The organism is Siphonobacter sp. SORGH_AS_0500 (genome assembly GCF_002838835.1).
Classification (GTDB): domain Bacteria; phylum Bacteroidota; class Bacteroidia; order Cytophagales; family Spirosomataceae; genus Siphonobacter.
The window spans coordinates 168,120-183,895 of sequence record NZ_NHPP01000009.1; the positions used below are offsets into that span (position 1 = coordinate 168,120).

Here is a 15,776-nt window from a genome sequence, read left to right on the forward strand (position 1 = left end):
TAGAGAAAAACTCTACGTTACCGTTTCGCTCCCAAGCCTCTCCCTCGTTCGTAAAATTTCCTTTGGTACAGAATTCTGTCGCAAAAAATTAGGATCCTCAATTCGTTTATTGTCAAAGTTGACACCAGCCGTGTATATACCCTGATTGTAGTCAAACAAGTGTTTTTCTTCCAGTGAAACTGAAACTACGGGAATGCTATACCGATTGGGGTTGGGAGTAATGAAAAAGGTTTGGGTAATTGTTTCACTGGGTAAGGCGTTGGCTTTATAAGCCTTGGCTTTTACTACGGTTCCTTTAAAAACCGGACTCGTTGGGAAATAAAAATTCGGGTCATAATTAGCAGTAGATGACTTTACGGAAAGTTTGTTCGAACTAGAGCTTTGATCACTGATGGTAAGAGGACCGGTATAAACATAAGACTGATAACTAGCCGATAATAAAGGACCAAAGCCCTGATTTGGCCCTTCAGGATACTGATTTTTATACGTGAAGGTTTTTGCCGTTAAATTATCTGGGGTTGGCTCTGAACCATCCAGCGTATAATAGATCATAGTCCCCTGATCCTGTGAAGAAATACTTAGGTTTATATTCTGAGCGTAGAAACCACCCGGTTGCGAAAAACTAGGTGCTTTCAAAAGCTCAGCCAAACCCGCCACTGCATTATTACTAGATCCGGCAGTAGGGTTTACAAAATAAAGCCAGTCATTACTGCCATCCGGTTTTCGTCCGTAAGAAACATCCGTTTTTTGCGAGCCAAACGTGACACTGTTTACCGTAGTTATACCATCGGGAGAAGTAATAATTACTTGTTCACCATTAGCTGATAACTTAAAGTTAGTATGCAAAGGTCCACGATTTATGGCCTCACTAGCCCAAATAACCAGAAACCCTCCGGCAGATCTGGGTAGTGCCTGAGCCCGCAGGAACTTTATATTTTTTTGGATTAGCGGCATCATCTGATAGATAATATCCGGCCAGGTTGATGGTAGTGGAGGAAGCATTGTAAATCTCAAACCAGTCCTCAAATTCACCAGAACCATCACTAGCTGAATGGCTATTAGAAGCCATTATCTCATTTACTACCAGCGTTTGCTGAGCCTGTAGACTGGCTAGAGACAATAGCCATAAACTAATCCATAAAATATTTTTTTCATAATTAGTGATCGTACTAAATACAAATTATTTAAGTATGATCAACCAATTTATTAATAAATATCAATAAAATAGCCAAGCCTTTTAGTATATAGCTAGGTAAGTACCAATAAACTTATTCAACGGTCTTGTTTTAGCACTAAAACAGCTCCATTTGGTCAACTTTAGGCAGAAAACGAGGTGGCTTTATATCCGTCTTCAAGTGCGTATTGAACTGTTCCACCCAATAGGCGGCCAATTCAGGAGCACATTCACTTTGACCGCAGTGAATAAAGGCGTATACTTCCTCTAACCCAGCTTCTTTCCAGGTTTTCAATCGTTCAATCCAGGCATCCGTTCGGCTGTAATCGGTGGGATGTAACTCATTACCCACAAAACGTAACACCGCTTTAGGAATCGTCAGACTTTGGTGCAAAACATCCCGCCGGCCAGAAACATCTGTAATGACCAGAGCGTGGCCCGCTTCAGCCACCACTTCACAGGTACGAGCCCAGATTCGGGGCCGATTGAACCAGTCCGCATGCCTGAACTCGATGGCAATGGATAGCCCGGAAGGGATCTGTTTGAAAAACTCTACCAGCCCTTTTCCCTTCTGAGGCGTATACGCCGGGCCCATCTGTAAGAAAGGAATCCCTAGGTGCTCGCCCAGCTTCAGGATTTGCTGGCAAAAGTAAGCCGTTGCCTCCTCGGCGTTTAAGAGCTCTTTCTCATGACTGATGACCTGCGGGAATTTAGGACAATACGTAAAGCCCGGCGTAGCCGCCTTCTTCCAGCGTTCAATCGTCTCATCACTTGGAATCTGATAATGCGTCGTATTGAGTTCGATGGTATTGAACTGCTCGGTATAGTGTGGCAGGGCTTCTTTTTCTTTTAATCCAAAAGGATAAATTTTACCAAACCAACTCTTTTCATGCCAAACCGGACAGCCTACATAGGCCCGAAATTCGTTCGGCGTTGGGGCTGCTTCTAAAACCTGGGTTGTCACCGGATGATCCGGTGGAAGCTGAAAGTTTATCTGATCTATTTTTTCGGGTGAAACCTTACCAAAATCCATCTTTAACGTGCGTTTTGAGGCCTAATGCATTAAAAACTCCGAGCCACTTATTCCCAGTCTTCGCCAAGAATTTTCCAGACTAAACCGGACTCGTAGCCTTTCCCCAGAGCAAAGCGAACCAGCTTCTGCTTGCGAACGCGGGGATCCTCATCTTTCAGGGAAGCGTCCTTCTTTTTCAACAGATTTTTCAAAGACTCCAGGTACTGCTCCTCATTAATTTGCTCTAATCCCGTCTTTCGATCTTCGCTATCGAGGCCTTTCCGACGCATTTCCTGTTCAATCTTCAAACGTCCCCACTGCCGGGTTCTAAATTTTCCCCGGGCAAACGACTGGGCATAACGTTCCTGACTCAAATATCCATCCTCGATGAGCCGCCCGATGATTTCTTCGGAGTCGTCTTCTGATACATCCCAGCTCTTGAGCTTCTGTTTGACATCCTGCACGGTACGTTCCTGGTAGGCACAAAAGTGAGCCGCCTGGAGTAAAGCATCTTTATTCATGACTGGTTAGTTATGGACTGGTTTTCAAAAATAACGTCCCGACAAGAACAGACCTCCGGGAATGATTATCTTTATCGCTCTTTCCCCTTTGATCATGATCATTCAGTTATATCGCTCAGCCTACAGTGGCCTCTCGCGATCGGTGTGGTTACTGGCAGCCGTTATGTTTATTAACCGCTGCGGCACCATGGTAATTCCTTTTTTGGGAGTTTATTTAACGGAATCCCTGCATTTAAGTATTGATAAGTCCGGCGTCGTCATGGCTCTTTTTGGCGTAGGCTCCATCGTTGGAACCCTCGTGGGCGGACGCTTAACCGACCGACTTGGAGCCTATAACGTCATGTGGATGAGTTTGGGCCTGGGTGGCCTGATGTTCATTGTTGTGGGTCAGCTTCAATCCTTCGAAGCTCTTTGTCTGGGTACTTTCGTTCTGGGCAGCGTAGCCGAAGCGTTCCGCCCCGCCGTGACGGCTTCAGTAGCATTATATAGTAGACCCGAAAACCGAACGCGTTCGTATTCATTAAATCGTCTGGCTTTAAATCTGGGCTGGTCAGTAGGACCGGCGGTGGGTGGTTGGCTGGCTTCTGTTAATTACTCACTTTTATTCTGGGTAGACGGCTGCACCTGCATCGCCGCGGCTATTCTCCTCCGGTTGATCTTACCTAAAACTTCCCGCTCTTCCGAAGAAGTCACCGAACAATCCAGCCCTACCGACTCGGCTTACCGGGATTATAAATACCTGGTTTTCATGATTTTTGTGACCTTGTTTGCCATCAGCTTTTTCCAGTTATTTTCCACTGTTCCGCTGTACTATAAACAGGTGTATCATTTACCCGAAGACCAGATCGGTACCTTAATGGCCCTGAATGGAATCCTGATTGTGTGTATTGAAATGGTGCTGGTTCATAAACTCGAAAATCGGTACCCTTCTCTACACTTGATGGCTGTGGGAAGTATACTAGTGGCTTGCTCCTACTTTATTTTCAATGTCACCTTTGGCGTCTGGTGGTTAGTTATTGCGATGATAACGGCCACTTTTGCTGAAATGTTGGCCATGCCTTTTATGAATACCTATGCTTTACAACGGGCAAAACCCCACAATCGTGGCCAATACACGGCTATCTATACTGCCTCTTGGTCCATCGCTCAGATTTCGGCTCCGCTAATCGGAACGCAGTTCATTAGCCGGATGGGTTTTACTATGGTTTGGTGGCTTATGGTAACCTTCTGCGTCATGGCCGCCTGCGGTTTTTGGGCGATTTATTATAAAACAGGACGAATTGAAAAACTTTCCTGAAAATAATCGCATTATTTTTCAAAGGTGAAACTTTAGCATATCTCCCGCCGTTTTACTTACAACTTGGCAGAAATGAAAAAGACACGCTCTTCAGGAACGTGTCTTTTTTTCATTTATAAGCGTTCTTATTCTGAATGCACTTCCGTTGCTTTTTCGTGTTTTTCAATGAAGTCCCGAAGCCTCTGCACAGCATTTTTCAATTCCCCGTAATGTTTGAGTAATAGGGTTTGTACGCTATCCTCACTGAGTTGTATCTGGTCGCATTCCTGTGCATACTTGGCAAGATTTGCTTCTTCTGCACATAATAAAGCTTTTAAGATAGCCTTGGTATCGTGTCCTGAAAGTTTAGAGCGGAAGTCAATCCAAAGGTTGTGCAAATCGCCGGAAAGAGTGCTTTGTTCTTCCCACTCCAGTCCCAGTTGCTCCAGTAACTGATGAATTTCTGACATCATTTCCGCCGACTCCTGCTCGCAGTGGCTAAACAATTCCTTAAAATGGGGTTCTTTAATTTCATCCTGAGCGTTTCGGTATTGCTCAAGTCGATCACTACAAACAGCATATAAAAAATTCAATATCTGTCTTTGTTCATTCGAATCCATGCGTGTGGGAAGTTAAGAAATTATAAAATCTGCATTTTCAGCCTGGAATTAGAGCATTTTGAGCAACACATCCCCATTTATTTGAAAATTTAGTGCCACCTATTTCTTATTTTTACCCAAAAGCCTAGTCTGAAAAACTGGCTTAGCTTTTTCAAGGTTATCTCCTCTGATTAACACCACCCCTATATGCTTATTGAAGCTAGTTGTCAAATTGAACTGGAAGCTCTCTATCTGGTTCCAGCTGTTTTTATGCTACGTCCTCGCAGTGGCGTAGGCCAGTTTGTGCTCAAAGAAGAATACATCGTAGACCCGCTTGTTCCTATTACCGAATACACTGATTCATACGGTAATCTTTGCCAGCGACTGATGATTCCTCCCGGACCTTTTCGACTAGAATCAAGAGTCACTGCCGACTGTGCCGATCAGATTGACATTCATATGAATGCCGACTGGGTTCCTGTGTCTAATGTTCCCGATGAGGTCATGCAGTTTCTGCTTCAAAGTCGCTACTGTGAGGCAGATAAACTAGGCTGGCTGGCAGCCGATATTACTAAAGGTTACTCCTTGGGGTATGCTCAGGTAGAAGCCATTCGTCAGTGGATACATCAGAATGTCCGCTATGAATACGGCGTGACGAACGCCTCAACCTCTGCCGTAGATATTACTAAGACACGTGTGGGCGTCTGCCGGGATTTTGCTCACTTGGGCATTGCTCTCTGCCGGAGTCTCAATATTCCGGCCCGAATGGTGGTGGGTTATCTGTATAAACTTGATCCCATGGACTTACACGCCTGGTTTGAAGCCTATGTGGGAGATCGCTGGTATACCTTCGACGCCACGCAATCGGAGCCTAAAGGCAATCGATTAGCTGTAGCGTACGGACGTGATGCTGCCGATGTAGCGTTTGCTTCTTATTTTGGAGGGGTAAATTTCCGCAGTTTACAGGTCGATGTACAGGCCGTACAGCCTTCTGCTCTTACGCATTCCGCTTCCTCTTAATCAAAATTAACAGAGCAATGTAGAATTAATTACACACTCTTTTTATCTATAATCTTTCGTTAAAGCGTACACGGCCCTACTGAGCTTTGCTGTACGCTTTTTTTATTTAAGTAAGTAGTTTAACGTATCTCCCTTATTTCTACTTATTTAATCATGAAAAAATCCTTCATTTACCTCAGCTCAGTTTTGTTATTGAGTACTTCATTCATCGCTTGCTCTCAGAAAGACAAACACAAAGTAGCTGACGATGCCCAGAAAGCTCAGGATAAAATTGAAAATGCTGCCGACAAAGCTGCGGAGAAGACCAAAGAGGCTTACGATGATATCGCTTCAGATGTTCGCCAGGAGACAAAAGAGGGCAAAGAAGATCTCGAAGCAGAGCGTACGGAACTAAAAGTAAAACTTCAGGATCAAAAGTCGGCGTTGCAGAATGAAATTGACCGAATTGATGGAAAAATTAAAGTAGCTCAGGCAAAAGAGAAAGTTCGCTGGCAGGAACGCAAGGCTAAGCTGGAATTAGAACGTGATAAACTAGATGTTTCTCTGAAAGAATTAAAGTTAAAAGTTCAATCGGATTGGCAGGAATTTAAACGCAAAACTGATCGCACGATAGAAGAAACCAAAGAAAGCATCGATCATAAGTAAATGTACTTAGTGTAGAAAAATAATCCCCATCACCTCATTTTGGGGTATAGATTCACCGAGGAAAGTCAGCGTACGAATAAAGAGCAATGCAGATTCTAGTATTGCTCCTTATTCGTACAACGATTGTATCATTTTTAGTAGAAAAAATGCTAACGATGTCCTGTATTCGTAAAAATAAATAAAGCTCAGACTAGATGCCCGAGCTTCGTATCAATAATCAAGTGATAGGTTGTATTAGTCTAAAACAGATTCTACTAGTCTAAAACTAAGTGGCTTTTCCAGGAAAGCGTCTGCTCCTGAGGCTAATGCCTTTTCGCGAAGATTACTCATCGCACTAATCATTACAATCCGACTGCCAGGATATAGTCGACGCCAGCTAGGCAAAGCATCAAGCCCCGTACCATCAGGAAGGTTATTATCAAGAAAAACAACGTCTGGATTTACGCTCATTAGTTGTTCATAACCACTACGAAGGTTGTTAGCATAACTTACGTCGGCTTTTTTTCTTTGCAGAAAGCTGCCTAACAACATACATAAGTCTTCTTCATCATCTACGATTAAAACCTTCATATTGTTACCATATATACTCTGAAGATACGTGGGCATATCTCGTATAAGTTAAAACATAGGAAATATCCTAAGTCATCCGTGTTACTTGTTAGTTATTATTTTAATTCTCAATAGGATGTGATTAAAAAAGATTGGGCAAACCCGGTGGATTTGCCCAATGCCGATCTTCCACCTAACCTAAAACACCTGTACGGTGCGGTATCCGGGAAGTATTTTTAAAATAATATACCAAAGCGATTCTGTGTGAAAAATTCCCCAATCTGCTCCATTTTGTTCTTAATTCGTTTCTAAGATGACGAAATGGGGATTCAGGAATCACCATTATAAATATCTTCCTTTATTAATAAAAGCGTTTTTATACCTATTTTCATAGTATTTATCTCTATATTGTCTTGCGGTGGCACGGGTGTTTCATTTATCAACACGAATCAAAAGTTTCACAAATTAAACAGGAGGATATCATGTCAAATAATGGAAAAATCTTTTTGGGAATTGTAACTGCAGCCGCAGCTGGTGCCGTTATCGGTCTGTTATTCGCTCCCGATAAAGGAACTGATACACGTGGAAAAGTAAAAAAACAAGTAAACGATATTGCCGATGAAATTCTGAAAGCTATTCAGAAAGGCAAAATTTCTTTAGACGACCTGAAAACCCAGGCTACTTCTAAAGCTGAAGATCTGAAAGACAAAGCTCGTTCTAAATTTGATGAATTACAGAGCAAAGCTGAAGATACAGCTGATGTAGCTAAGAAAAAAGTAAACGAACAATTGAGCTAATTACCGATCGGTTCGTCTATGTACAAACGGGGAACTCAGATTTGGGTTCCCCGTTTGTTCTTCACCACGCGATTTGAAGTGATTCTCCTTTATTAAAATGATTCTTTTGAACCAAAATCTATCTGTTTCACCCGCATTTAATCTATGGAATCTCTGAAAGATATACGTGAATCTGCTGAGGATTTATTTGGACGTATTACTGAATATATTGAAGCACGCTGGAATATGGCAGTGCTTCAGACCGCCGACAAAACAGCAGACATTGTTTCTTCTCTAGCTGCAATAATCATTTTATCGGTTTTCGGTGGAATGGTTGTCCTTTTTGGAAGCATTGCTTTGGCCTGGTGGATTGGCGAAAGTACGGGTAGCGTGGCCGCAGGGTTTGGTCTGGTAGCGTTGGGCTATGCCCTGATTACACTTGTATTATTTATGATTCGGGACAAGTTTATTAAAATCCCTATCCTTAATACCTTCATCAAACGCTTTTATTATAAGCCTGAAGAAAAATAATAGTTAGACAAACGATAGTCCTTACTCAGCTTATTATGGAAAGAAAAATTGAAAATTTATCAGATTTGCAGGCGGAAAGAGCTCGGCTGAAGAATCAGCTTGAAGTATCCAAGGTACAGATCAAACGTCAATTTGACGGCATTAAAGACGATATCAATCCAGCCCGGCAAGTCATCAACACGGTTTCGGGTCTTATGGCCAAGCCTGAAAATAATCTGTTTAGTAACGGCATTGGCGAGGTATAGATCTCGCCTTGCAGTTTACTCCCCTGGGAAGAGCCGCCTGGCCGCTTCGGATGTTAGTGCCTTTTGCGGTTAAACGGGTAACGACGAACTTTCTGAATTCAAATGGTCCTCAGGTTCTGGAGAAGTCACTTATATGGGTAAAGAATGTTACGGACGAAAGACCAGCCTTTCCCGCTAAGATTAGCCTGAAACCTGAAAAAAGCTTAAAGGAAAAGTTCTTCAGTTGGCTCAAAGATGTGACGGAAGACCATGACCCGGAACCTAAAGAAGCCATAGTTATTGAGACACTCCCTCTGACTTCGCCTGATCTGAACATTCGCACGCCGCTTTAAGTAGCAAGAAAGCCAATTCTTCTCCGAATTGGCTTTTTTATTTACCGGGTACGGAAGCTATATTCAACCAGAACTGCCCGAAGCTCTTTACGATCTGAAGTAACTGATCAAAAGAAATAGGCTTGGTAATGTAGCAGTTAGCTCCTGATTCGTAGGTTTTCAGGATATCCCGCTCTGAATTGGACGTAGTCAATACAACCACGGGAATTGCTTTTAAGTCCGGATTCTGTTTAATTTCAGTTAATGCCTCCCAACCGTCCTTACGCGGCATATTTAAATCGAGAAAAATAATGCCGGGTCTGGGAAAGCGTCCACGATCTGCATAAGCTCCTTCATTGTGAAGAAACTGCATGAGCTCTACCCCATCTGCTACAAAGAAAATGTCGTTTACAAGCAGGCTGTCGCGAAACGCAGTTTTAATCAGGAAACGATCATCTTCGTCATCATCGGCAACCAATATAGGAATTTGAGTATTCATATTTTGCACAAAAAGCCTTCACTTTATTCAATAGGTTCGCTCATTCTTTCCCGTAACCAAGACTGGATTTACTAATTCCTGACTAGTGGTTTCCATAGGAAAATAAATAGTAAAGATAGCACCTTCTCCGGGTTTTCCCTCGGCAAAGATATACCCTTCGTGGTTTGTAACCACCCGGCGACAAATAGCCAGGCCTATACCAGTACCGCCATAGGCTGTCTTGGCGTGCAATCGCTGAAAGATGATAAAAATCTTTTCGGCATATTCGGGTTCAAAGCCAATACCATTGTCACTAATCCGAATGCGATGATACGATTGCTCTTTTTTGAGATCCGTATCGATGTTAGGAATCTCCTGGCCTGTTACCTGTTTGTAACTAATTCTTACTCGAGGGTTAATGCCCGTTTGTTGAAATTTAAGAGCGTTACTCAACAAATTCAGAAACAATTGCCGAATCTGTGTAGGGTAAACCAGCAGCGTGGGTAAGGCATCACAGTCAATCTGAGCATTTTTTTCTGAAATCATCAGTGATAAATCCGCCTTGACCTCTTCCAACAAGCTGCTCAGATTAACGACCTGAGCGGTATCCGTCCGACTTACCATTCGCGAGTAGGTTAGCAAATCGTTAATCAGCCCCTGCATGCGTTCGGCAGCATTGGAAATTTTGTCAAGCATCGTTTGCCCATCTTCAGACAAACTGTCTTTCTGACGAATCAGTAACCGATCAGCAAACGCTCTTATTTTACGTAAAGGTTCCTGTAAGTCATGCGAAGCGATATAAGCAAACTGTTCCAGCTCGGCGTTTGAGCGGTTTAACGCTTCTATCTTTTTTTCCAGATCTTTCTGGGTGGCACGACGGCGTCTTAATTCTATGTTCAGCATTCCTGCCGAAATGATTAATAACAAAACGGCTAATAGAGCCAGAATCAGCAAGTAAGCTGGTGCTAAACTAAACTCCCGTTGCCGGGCCTTAAGCCGGCTTTGCAGAAGCTTACTTTCTTCCTGCTGTATTTCCAGAATGACCTTCTGCATGGCATCCATGATGGCCTTACCTTTCAGGACATTAGCATCCAGATTCTGCTTTTTCACGGTGGGTTGCAGACGAATGTTTTCATCCATCGTCAGCCATTTGTCCCGGCTTAAATTTTCAAAAATAGCCAAACGCCTCATCTGATGGGCGTTGTCTATTACTAGATTGGCCATCCGTCTAAGCGAAAGGTTATACTCCCGACGGGCCTTCTTATACGTTTTAAAACGTTTCGCTGGCAGTAATCATGTATCCCCGATTACTGGATTCTGCTTCCTTCATGTGAGCCAGTAATTGCTCACTTTCATTAATGGTTTTATAGGTATGCTCTACGCGTTCGCTAAACCAGGCCGTTGATTTCACCTGATCCAGTCCCAGATAAGTTAATAGAATTAAAATAGCAATTGCGGAAGCTGCGGCAATGTTAAGTAACCAGATGCTAGATGACTTCATCTATAAAAAGGGCAAAACCTAGTGGTAAATTTTCTACAACATGGGGAAATAGGAGGAGGGGATTTGAAGCAGTTACTGTTCCCTGAAAACTTCCGTTAATGAAAGTTAAATCAAGCCTAAAATTTAAATAATTGTATAAACCGCTTGATTATCAACAAAAAAAGTATGCTAAGTCCTCTAATTTCGTATCGAATATGCAACATAACTTTCAAAATGAAATACATGGCTTGACTTTATGATAAGGTAAAGTACTTCAGTTACCGCCTTAATGATCCAAGCCACTCTATGAGCACGTCTGTTAATTTATCACAAAGCCAAAAACAAACGCTACGGGTCGCCCCTCAGCAGATACAGTTCCTGAATTTCCTTCAGCTTTCTACCCTGGAACTCGAACAGCACCTTCGTAATGAGCTGGAAGAGAACCCTCTGTTGGAAGAAGGAGTTAATGAAAATGAATCTACCGACGAAATGGAGATGTCTGATAGTCACGACGATTCTTCGTCAGATTATGAGACGCCGACCAATGTTGAAGATTATCGGGACTGGGATGAATTTTCGAATGATGATATTCCTGAATATAAAACACGCTTAAGCCAAGACCCTAACGCCGAAGATGACCTCTACTCTACTCCTATTGTTGAACAGGAAACCTGGCGGGAAGTAATCAAGGAACAGATTCGGTGGATGAACCTACAGGATCGTCAGCGTGGCATTGCCGATTTCATTATCGATTCACTCGATGACGACGGTTTTCTGCGTAGCGATGCCGATTCTCTGGCCGATGACTATTCATTCGGGCATGGAATTTTTGTGGATGGTTCAGAAGTGGAAGAAGTACTTGCGGCCATTCACGATGAACTCGAACCTGCTGGTTTGGCAGCTCGGGATTTACGTGAATGTTTATTATTACAACTCGAAAGCCGTCGAGCTACACCAGCTTCCTTACGGGCCGTTGAAATCGTTACCAACTGCTTTACTGAGCTTTCAAATCGTAACTTTGAAAAGATTTGTAAAAGCCTGGAAATTGATGAAGACGAGTTACGCCTGGCTCTAGCTGAAATTGGTAAGTTAAATCCGAAACCTATTGTAGGCGGAAATAACGATTCCATGGTCATCAAAAGAGGCATCATTCCTGATTATGTGCTTCATTACGATGATTATGGAAGAATCGAGGTAGCACTTAATCGCGGCAACTGGCCTGATATTCGCGTAAATAGTTCTATCATTGGGTTAGTGGACACCAGCCGTGAACGCGGTGCTGCCACTTACCTAAAAAATAAATTGCAATCAGCTCAGTGGCTGGTTGATGCCATTCGTCAGCGGGAGAACACGATGCATCGAGCCATGCGGGTTCTGGTTCAGCTACAGCGTCCTTACTTTGAAACAGGGGATGTGCGTTTGCTTAAGCCCATGATTCTTAAAGACGTAGCCGATTGCATTGGTATGGATATTTCGACCATTTCCCGGGTTACCTCCGGTAAATATGCTCAGACTCCTTTCGGACTTATTCACCTGAAAGATCTGTTCACAGAAGGTATCCGTACTGAGAACGGAACGGAAGTATCCAACAAGGCCATCCAACAGGCTCTGGTCGAACATATCTCCTGTGAAGACAAACGTAATCCTTTCAATGACTTTGATTTGATGCGATTATTGGCTACCCAGGGTTATTTGATTTCACGGCGTACGGTTGCCAAATACCGCGACCAGCTTGGTATTCAATCGGCCCAGTTCCGGCGTGGCGTATAACAGGTCAGCCTTGTTTTGGAAAGCAATAGTATTAACGATAAACACATAAGTCCTCCTTTAAGGAATATGAGGACTTCTTTTTAAGTGAGGGCAATGGCAGGTTTTTATGCAGAGAATATTAGTAATTGACGACGATACGGACATTTGTCTGCTTCTACGGCGATTCTTGGGGCGTAACGGCTTCGAGGTCGCCATTGCTCATAATGGAACCTCTGGTCTTGAAACACTAACTGATTTTAAACCCGATCTAGTCATGACCGACTTTCGCCTTGGCGATATGGACGGGGGTGAGTTATTGGTTCGCATTAAAGAGCAGTTTCCCAGGGTTCCTGTAATCATCATTACCGGTTACTCAGATATTAAGATTGCCGTTAATGTAATGAAACAGGGTGCCTACGATTACGTAACGAAGCCTCTGTTTCCCGATGAAATTTTAGTAACCATTCGTAAGGCCCTTGAGCAAAGTGCAGCTGGCACGCTGGCTCCGCCTCCTTCGGCGGCGAATGATTCGGGAGCTCCAACCCAGGCACCTGCCAAACGGCCTTCCGGCTCAGAGCAATACATCTTCGGAAATGGTGCTGAATCCAAATATCTTTATCGTCAGGTTGATTTAGTAGCACCGACTAATTATAGCGTAATCATTTACGGAGAAAGCGGCTCAGGAAAAGAAGCCGTTGCTCAGGAGATTCATAAACGCAGTAAACGTTCCGGTGGTCCCTTTGTCGCGATGGACTGTGGAGCAATCTCTAAAGAGCTGGCAGGGTCCGAGCTTTTTGGGCACGAAAAGGGAGCCTTTACGGGTGCCTTAAATCAGAAAATTGGGCACTTTGAACAAGCTCACGGTGGGACTCTCTTTCTGGATGAAGTAGGTAACTTGCCTTACGACGTTCAAGTTTCTTTATTGCGGGTAGTGCAGGAGCGAAAGCTTCGCCGATTGGGCGGCACCAAAGAAACACCGATTGATGTTCGCATCATTGTTGCTTCCAACGAACGTCTGATTGAATCTGCGAAAAAAGGAAAATTCCGAGAAGACCTTTACTATCGTTTCAATGAGTTTAGTATCGACGTGCCGCCCCTACGGGAACGACCCGCTGATATTATGACCTTTGCCGATTATTTTCTTCAGGCAACCAATGGTGAATTGGGTAAGCAAGTGCGTGGGTTTGCCGAAGACGTTGTGGATTTGTTCATGCGTTACGAGTGGCCGGGTAACTTACGCGAAATGCGAAATGTGATCAAAAGGGCTACGTTATTAACCGATAGCGAAGCTATTCAATCTCGCGACCTGCCTTTTGAAATTGTCCATTTCAATAAGCTGCAATCCATGGATAACTCGGCCCCGATGCCCACGTATGTACCAGAGCAACCTCAGGTCATTCCCGTTATTCCAACTCAGCCTTATTATACAGAACCTCCCATTGCCATTGCTACGCCCGATGCCAACAAAGGCGAAAAGCCCAACCTGCGTTCGGCAGCACTGGAAGCGGAGTATGACATGATTCTCAAGACGCTCAAACAGGTAAACTTCAATAAAAGCAAAGCCGCTCAACTTCTGGGTATTGACCGGAAAACGCTTTATAACAAAATGAAGAATTACCATTTATCTTAAGTTCTTACGGCTCATCATGCTTCGTTTTAGGGTATGATGAGCCGTAACTATTTCTAAACTTCTGCCCTTTTTACTATGTCTCAGCTTTATGATAGTACTTCTTACCTTCGGGAAGCTGAATCTTTATTACAATTTGGTACGTTCGATTGGGAAATAGGCCAAAGTTCTATCCACTGGTCCAGGGGCTTATATGATGTTTTTAACATCCCGACTCATGACGAAGAGGTACTGAATTTTGACTGGTACATTCAGCAAATTTTGGAGCCTGATCGTCAACATACCTATGAGCTTATTCAAGAAGCCATTGATAATCAGACTTCCTTCAGAGCTCAATATCGCGTAACGAATTACGAAGGAAAAGAACTCGTTTTGCTTTCACAGGGCCGTACGCAGGTTCATCCCGTTACCGGGAAATTACATTTAGTAGGAATCACAGCCGATTTGACGGCTAAAGTTCAGTATCAGCAAGAGCTGGAAAATAAAATGCAGGCACTAGACCAGTCTAATTTTGAGCTGGAACAATTTGCCTACATTGCTTCGCATGACTTACAGGAGCCTCTGCGAAAAATTACTTCATTCGGGGAGCGTATCAATAGCAAATACCGGGAAAACCTAGGCGACGAAGGTGCTCATTACCTAACCCGGATGCTTGGGGCTACCCAACGCATGAAGCTCTTGATTGATAGCCTGTTGAGCTACTCCCGGGCTTCCCGTCCCGAAGAGCCTTTTACACCCGTTCAGCTTCAAGATGTAGTGAAGAATGTACTGAGTGATTTTGAGCTGCGTATTGCCGAAACTCAGGCAAGCGTCAGCATCGGATCCTTACCAACCATTCTGGCCTTACCCACTCAGATGCACCAGCTATTCCAGAATCTGATTGGTAATGCCCTGAAGTTTAATAGTCCCGAACGTTCTTTAACCATTACCATTAACTCCCTACCCGCTTCGCGTCAGGAAATTGCCGAAGCCCGTTTACCAGTGGGTCAGAATTTCCACAAGCTTACCATTGCCGATAACGGCATAGGCTTTGAATCGAAGTATTCGGAACAGATTTTTACACTTTTCAAGCGATTACATGGCCGCTCAGAATATGAAGGAGCAGGAATGGGCCTAGCCATTTGCAAACGAATTGTGGAGAATCATGGGGGGGCTATTTACGCCACCAGCCAAAGCGGACAGGGAACAACCTTCGTACTCCTACTTCCTGAGCAGCAAGTTACTGTCATTTAACAGGAAGAAAATAGTGTATACAGACGACACGTATTCTTCTTTAGAATAAAAGTGTTATGGAAACGATTAGTAAGAAGAAGCCGGTCGTGATTCTTATCGCTGATGACGATGAAGAAGACCGGGAGATGACTCAGGAAGCACTAGAAGAAAACTTTATACTCAATGAAATTCATTTTGTAGAAGATGGTCTGGAGTTGCTCGATTACTTATTAAGACGAGGAAAGTACGAGAATCCGAAATTAAGCCCCAGACCGGGCCTAATTTTGCTGGATTTGAATATGCCCCGAATGGATGGACGCGAAGCTCTGAAGCATATCAAATCTCATCCCGACCTTCGTAGGATTCCAGTGATCATTCTCACGACTTCTCATGCAGAAGAAGATATTTTAAGAAGTTACGACCTGGGTGTTAACTGCTTTATTACTAAGCCTGTTACCTTCCGGGACTTTATTGAAGTTACTAAATCGCTTGGTAAGTACTGGTTTGAAATTGTTCAGATACCTGTAACTTCCGATTAATCTATTTCACCACCAAATGCTCTCTGGCGAGC

The 15,776-nt window shown here is 43.5% G+C and carries 20 protein-coding genes; 11 read left to right on the plus strand and 9 right to left on the minus strand.

Translation table 11 applies throughout. The features are described 5' to 3' along the window. Positions 1-12: 12 nt before the first annotated feature. From BWI96_RS12710 to BWI96_RS12725, 4 genes are all read right to left on the minus strand, one after another. Positions 13-846: an FN3 associated domain-containing protein gene (locus tag BWI96_RS12710; RefSeq protein ID WP_157830356.1), complete on the minus strand. Its 834-nt coding sequence runs from the start codon at positions 844-846 to the stop codon at positions 13-15. Between the two features lie 22 nt (positions 847-868). Next, entirely contained in the window at positions 869-1,120 is a 252-nt protein-coding gene (locus tag BWI96_RS12715) for a lamin tail domain-containing protein (protein ID WP_106637002.1), read from the minus strand. Positions 1,121-1,292: 172 nt separating this feature from the next. After that, on the minus strand, positions 1,293-2,207 hold the full coding sequence (locus BWI96_RS12720; RefSeq protein WP_106637003.1) for a DUF72 domain-containing protein: 915 nt from the start codon (positions 2,205-2,207) through the stop codon (positions 1,293-1,295). A gap of 47 nt (positions 2,208-2,254) precedes the next feature. Beyond that, positions 2,255-2,707, minus strand: coding sequence for a regulatory protein RecX (locus BWI96_RS12725; RefSeq protein ID WP_106637004.1), 453 nt, complete (start codon positions 2,705-2,707; stop codon positions 2,255-2,257). Between the two features lie 61 nt (positions 2,708-2,768). Here BWI96_RS12725 and BWI96_RS12730 point away from each other — a divergent pair, with 61 nt between their 5' ends. Then, positions 2,769-4,004, plus strand: a complete 1,236-nt coding sequence (locus BWI96_RS12730; protein WP_106637005.1) for an MFS transporter — start codon at positions 2,769-2,771, stop codon at positions 4,002-4,004. A 125-nt stretch (positions 4,005-4,129) separates the two neighbouring features. Here the strand turns inward: BWI96_RS12730 and BWI96_RS12735 are convergent, their stop codons facing one another. After that, positions 4,130-4,603: a PA2169 family four-helix-bundle protein gene (locus tag BWI96_RS12735; protein ID WP_106637006.1), complete on the minus strand. Its 474-nt coding sequence runs from the start codon at positions 4,601-4,603 to the stop codon at positions 4,130-4,132. Positions 4,604-4,789: 186 nt separating this feature from the next. Between BWI96_RS12735 and BWI96_RS12740 the strand changes: the two genes are divergently transcribed. Both BWI96_RS12740 and BWI96_RS12745 read left to right on the plus strand, forming a co-directional pair. Continuing rightward, the gene (locus BWI96_RS12740) at positions 4,790-5,602 is read left to right on the plus strand and encodes a transglutaminase family protein (RefSeq protein WP_106637007.1); all 813 of its coding nucleotides are present in this window, start codon (positions 4,790-4,792) and stop codon (positions 5,600-5,602) included. 153 nt (positions 5,603-5,755) lie between these two features. Further along, positions 5,756-6,247 (plus strand): hypothetical protein, encoded by a 492-nt coding sequence (locus tag BWI96_RS12745; RefSeq protein WP_106637008.1) that lies wholly within the window; start codon positions 5,756-5,758, stop codon positions 6,245-6,247. A 234-nt stretch (positions 6,248-6,481) separates the two neighbouring features. Here BWI96_RS12745 and BWI96_RS12750 read toward each other — a convergent pair whose 3' ends face one another. Beyond that, entirely contained in the window at positions 6,482-6,853 is a 372-nt protein-coding gene (locus BWI96_RS12750; protein ID WP_106637009.1) for a response regulator, read from the minus strand. A 425-nt stretch (positions 6,854-7,278) separates the two neighbouring features. Here BWI96_RS12750 and BWI96_RS12755 point away from each other — a divergent pair, with 425 nt between their 5' ends. From BWI96_RS12755 to BWI96_RS12770, 4 genes are all read left to right on the plus strand, one after another. Next, on the plus strand, positions 7,279-7,593 hold the full coding sequence (locus tag BWI96_RS12755; protein ID WP_106637010.1) for a YtxH domain-containing protein: 315 nt from the start codon (positions 7,279-7,281) through the stop codon (positions 7,591-7,593). Positions 7,594-7,737: 144 nt separating this feature from the next. Further along, positions 7,738-8,103: a phage holin family protein gene (locus tag BWI96_RS12760; RefSeq protein ID WP_106637011.1), complete on the plus strand. Its 366-nt coding sequence runs from the start codon at positions 7,738-7,740 to the stop codon at positions 8,101-8,103. A 35-nt stretch (positions 8,104-8,138) separates the two neighbouring features. Beyond that, complete coding sequence (locus BWI96_RS12765; RefSeq protein WP_106637012.1) at positions 8,139-8,348, plus strand: hypothetical protein; 210 nt, start codon at positions 8,139-8,141, stop codon at positions 8,346-8,348. A gap of 8 nt (positions 8,349-8,356) precedes the next feature. Then, complete coding sequence (locus BWI96_RS12770) at positions 8,357-8,680, plus strand: hypothetical protein (protein ID WP_106637013.1); 324 nt, start codon at positions 8,357-8,359, stop codon at positions 8,678-8,680. 37 nt (positions 8,681-8,717) lie between these two features. On the opposite strand, the gene BWI96_RS12775 is transcribed toward BWI96_RS12770, so the two are convergent. Genes BWI96_RS12775 through BWI96_RS22905 form a run of 3 tightly spaced genes read right to left on the minus strand, consistent with a single transcriptional unit; the run spans position 8,718 to position 10,638 of the window. Beyond that, positions 8,718-9,158, minus strand: coding sequence for a response regulator (locus BWI96_RS12775; RefSeq protein WP_106637014.1), 441 nt, complete (start codon positions 9,156-9,158; stop codon positions 8,718-8,720). A gap of 27 nt (positions 9,159-9,185) precedes the next feature. After that, positions 9,186-10,427 carry an ATP-binding protein gene (locus tag BWI96_RS12780; protein ID WP_255400694.1) on the minus strand — a complete coding sequence of 414 codons (1,242 nt, stop codon included), beginning with the start codon at positions 10,425-10,427 and terminating at the stop codon, positions 9,186-9,188. Next, on the minus strand, positions 10,408-10,638 hold the full coding sequence (locus tag BWI96_RS22905) for a CHASE3 domain-containing protein (RefSeq protein WP_106637016.1): 231 nt from the start codon (positions 10,636-10,638) through the stop codon (positions 10,408-10,410). The genes BWI96_RS12780 and BWI96_RS22905 overlap by 20 nt, the downstream gene beginning before the upstream one ends. Positions 10,639-10,923: 285 nt before the next feature. On the opposite strand from BWI96_RS22905, the gene rpoN reads away from it, so the two are divergent. The 4 genes from rpoN to BWI96_RS12805 all read left to right on the plus strand — a co-directional run bounded on the left by rpoN (position 10,924) and on the right by BWI96_RS12805 (position 15,744). Continuing rightward, the gene (gene rpoN / locus BWI96_RS12790) at positions 10,924-12,387 is read left to right on the plus strand and encodes an RNA polymerase factor sigma-54 (protein ID WP_106637017.1); all 1,464 of its coding nucleotides are present in this window, start codon (positions 10,924-10,926) and stop codon (positions 12,385-12,387) included. Positions 12,388-12,493: 106 nt separating this feature from the next. After that, the gene (locus BWI96_RS12795) at positions 12,494-13,996 is read left to right on the plus strand and encodes a sigma-54 dependent transcriptional regulator (RefSeq protein WP_106637018.1); all 1,503 of its coding nucleotides are present in this window, start codon (positions 12,494-12,496) and stop codon (positions 13,994-13,996) included. Between the two features lie 75 nt (positions 13,997-14,071). Next, a complete protein-coding gene (locus tag BWI96_RS12800; RefSeq protein ID WP_106637019.1) occupies positions 14,072-15,226 on the plus strand; it encodes an ATP-binding protein in 1,155 nt (384 codons plus the stop codon). Between the two features lie 56 nt (positions 15,227-15,282). Next, complete coding sequence (locus tag BWI96_RS12805; RefSeq protein WP_106637020.1) at positions 15,283-15,744, plus strand: response regulator; 462 nt, start codon at positions 15,283-15,285, stop codon at positions 15,742-15,744. Positions 15,745-15,776: the final 32 nt, after the last annotated feature.

Bases quoted from the DNA above. Each gene is read 5' to 3' on its own strand.
- rpoN (WP_106637017.1), top strand. From the start codon at position 10,924: ATGAGCACGTCTGTTAATTTATCACAAAGCCAAAAACAAACGCTACGG.
- BWI96_RS12765 (WP_106637012.1), top strand. From the start codon at position 8,139: ATGGAAAGAAAAATTGAAAATTTATCAGATTTGCAGGCGGAAAGAGCT.
- BWI96_RS12730 (WP_106637005.1), top strand. From the start codon at position 2,769: ATGATTATCTTTATCGCTCTTTCCCCTTTGATCATGATCATTCAGTTA.
- BWI96_RS12735 (WP_106637006.1), bottom strand. From the start codon at position 4,603: ATGGATTCGAATGAACAAAGACAGATATTGAATTTTTTATATGCTGTT.
- BWI96_RS12805 (WP_106637020.1), top strand. From the start codon at position 15,283: ATGGAAACGATTAGTAAGAAGAAGCCGGTCGTGATTCTTATCGCTGAT.
- BWI96_RS12795 (WP_106637018.1), top strand. From the start codon at position 12,494: ATGCAGAGAATATTAGTAATTGACGACGATACGGACATTTGTCTGCTT.
- BWI96_RS12740 (WP_106637007.1), top strand. From the start codon at position 4,790: ATGCTTATTGAAGCTAGTTGTCAAATTGAACTGGAAGCTCTCTATCTG.
- BWI96_RS12720 (WP_106637003.1), bottom strand. From the start codon at position 2,207: ATGGATTTTGGTAAGGTTTCACCCGAAAAAATAGATCAGATAAACTTT.
- BWI96_RS12755 (WP_106637010.1), top strand. From the start codon at position 7,279: ATGTCAAATAATGGAAAAATCTTTTTGGGAATTGTAACTGCAGCCGCA.
- BWI96_RS12800 (WP_106637019.1), top strand. From the start codon at position 14,072: ATGTCTCAGCTTTATGATAGTACTTCTTACCTTCGGGAAGCTGAATCT.
- BWI96_RS12760 (WP_106637011.1), top strand. From the start codon at position 7,738: ATGGAATCTCTGAAAGATATACGTGAATCTGCTGAGGATTTATTTGGA.
- BWI96_RS12775 (WP_106637014.1), bottom strand. From the start codon at position 9,158: ATGAATACTCAAATTCCTATATTGGTTGCCGATGATGACGAAGATGAT.
- BWI96_RS22905 (WP_106637016.1), bottom strand. From the start codon at position 10,638: ATGAAGTCATCTAGCATCTGGTTACTTAACATTGCCGCAGCTTCCGCA.
- BWI96_RS12745 (WP_106637008.1), top strand. From the start codon at position 5,756: ATGAAAAAATCCTTCATTTACCTCAGCTCAGTTTTGTTATTGAGTACT.
- BWI96_RS12725 (WP_106637004.1), bottom strand. From the start codon at position 2,707: ATGAATAAAGATGCTTTACTCCAGGCGGCTCACTTTTGTGCCTACCAG.
- BWI96_RS12750 (WP_106637009.1), bottom strand. From the start codon at position 6,853: ATGCCCACGTATCTTCAGAGTATATATGGTAACAATATGAAGGTTTTA.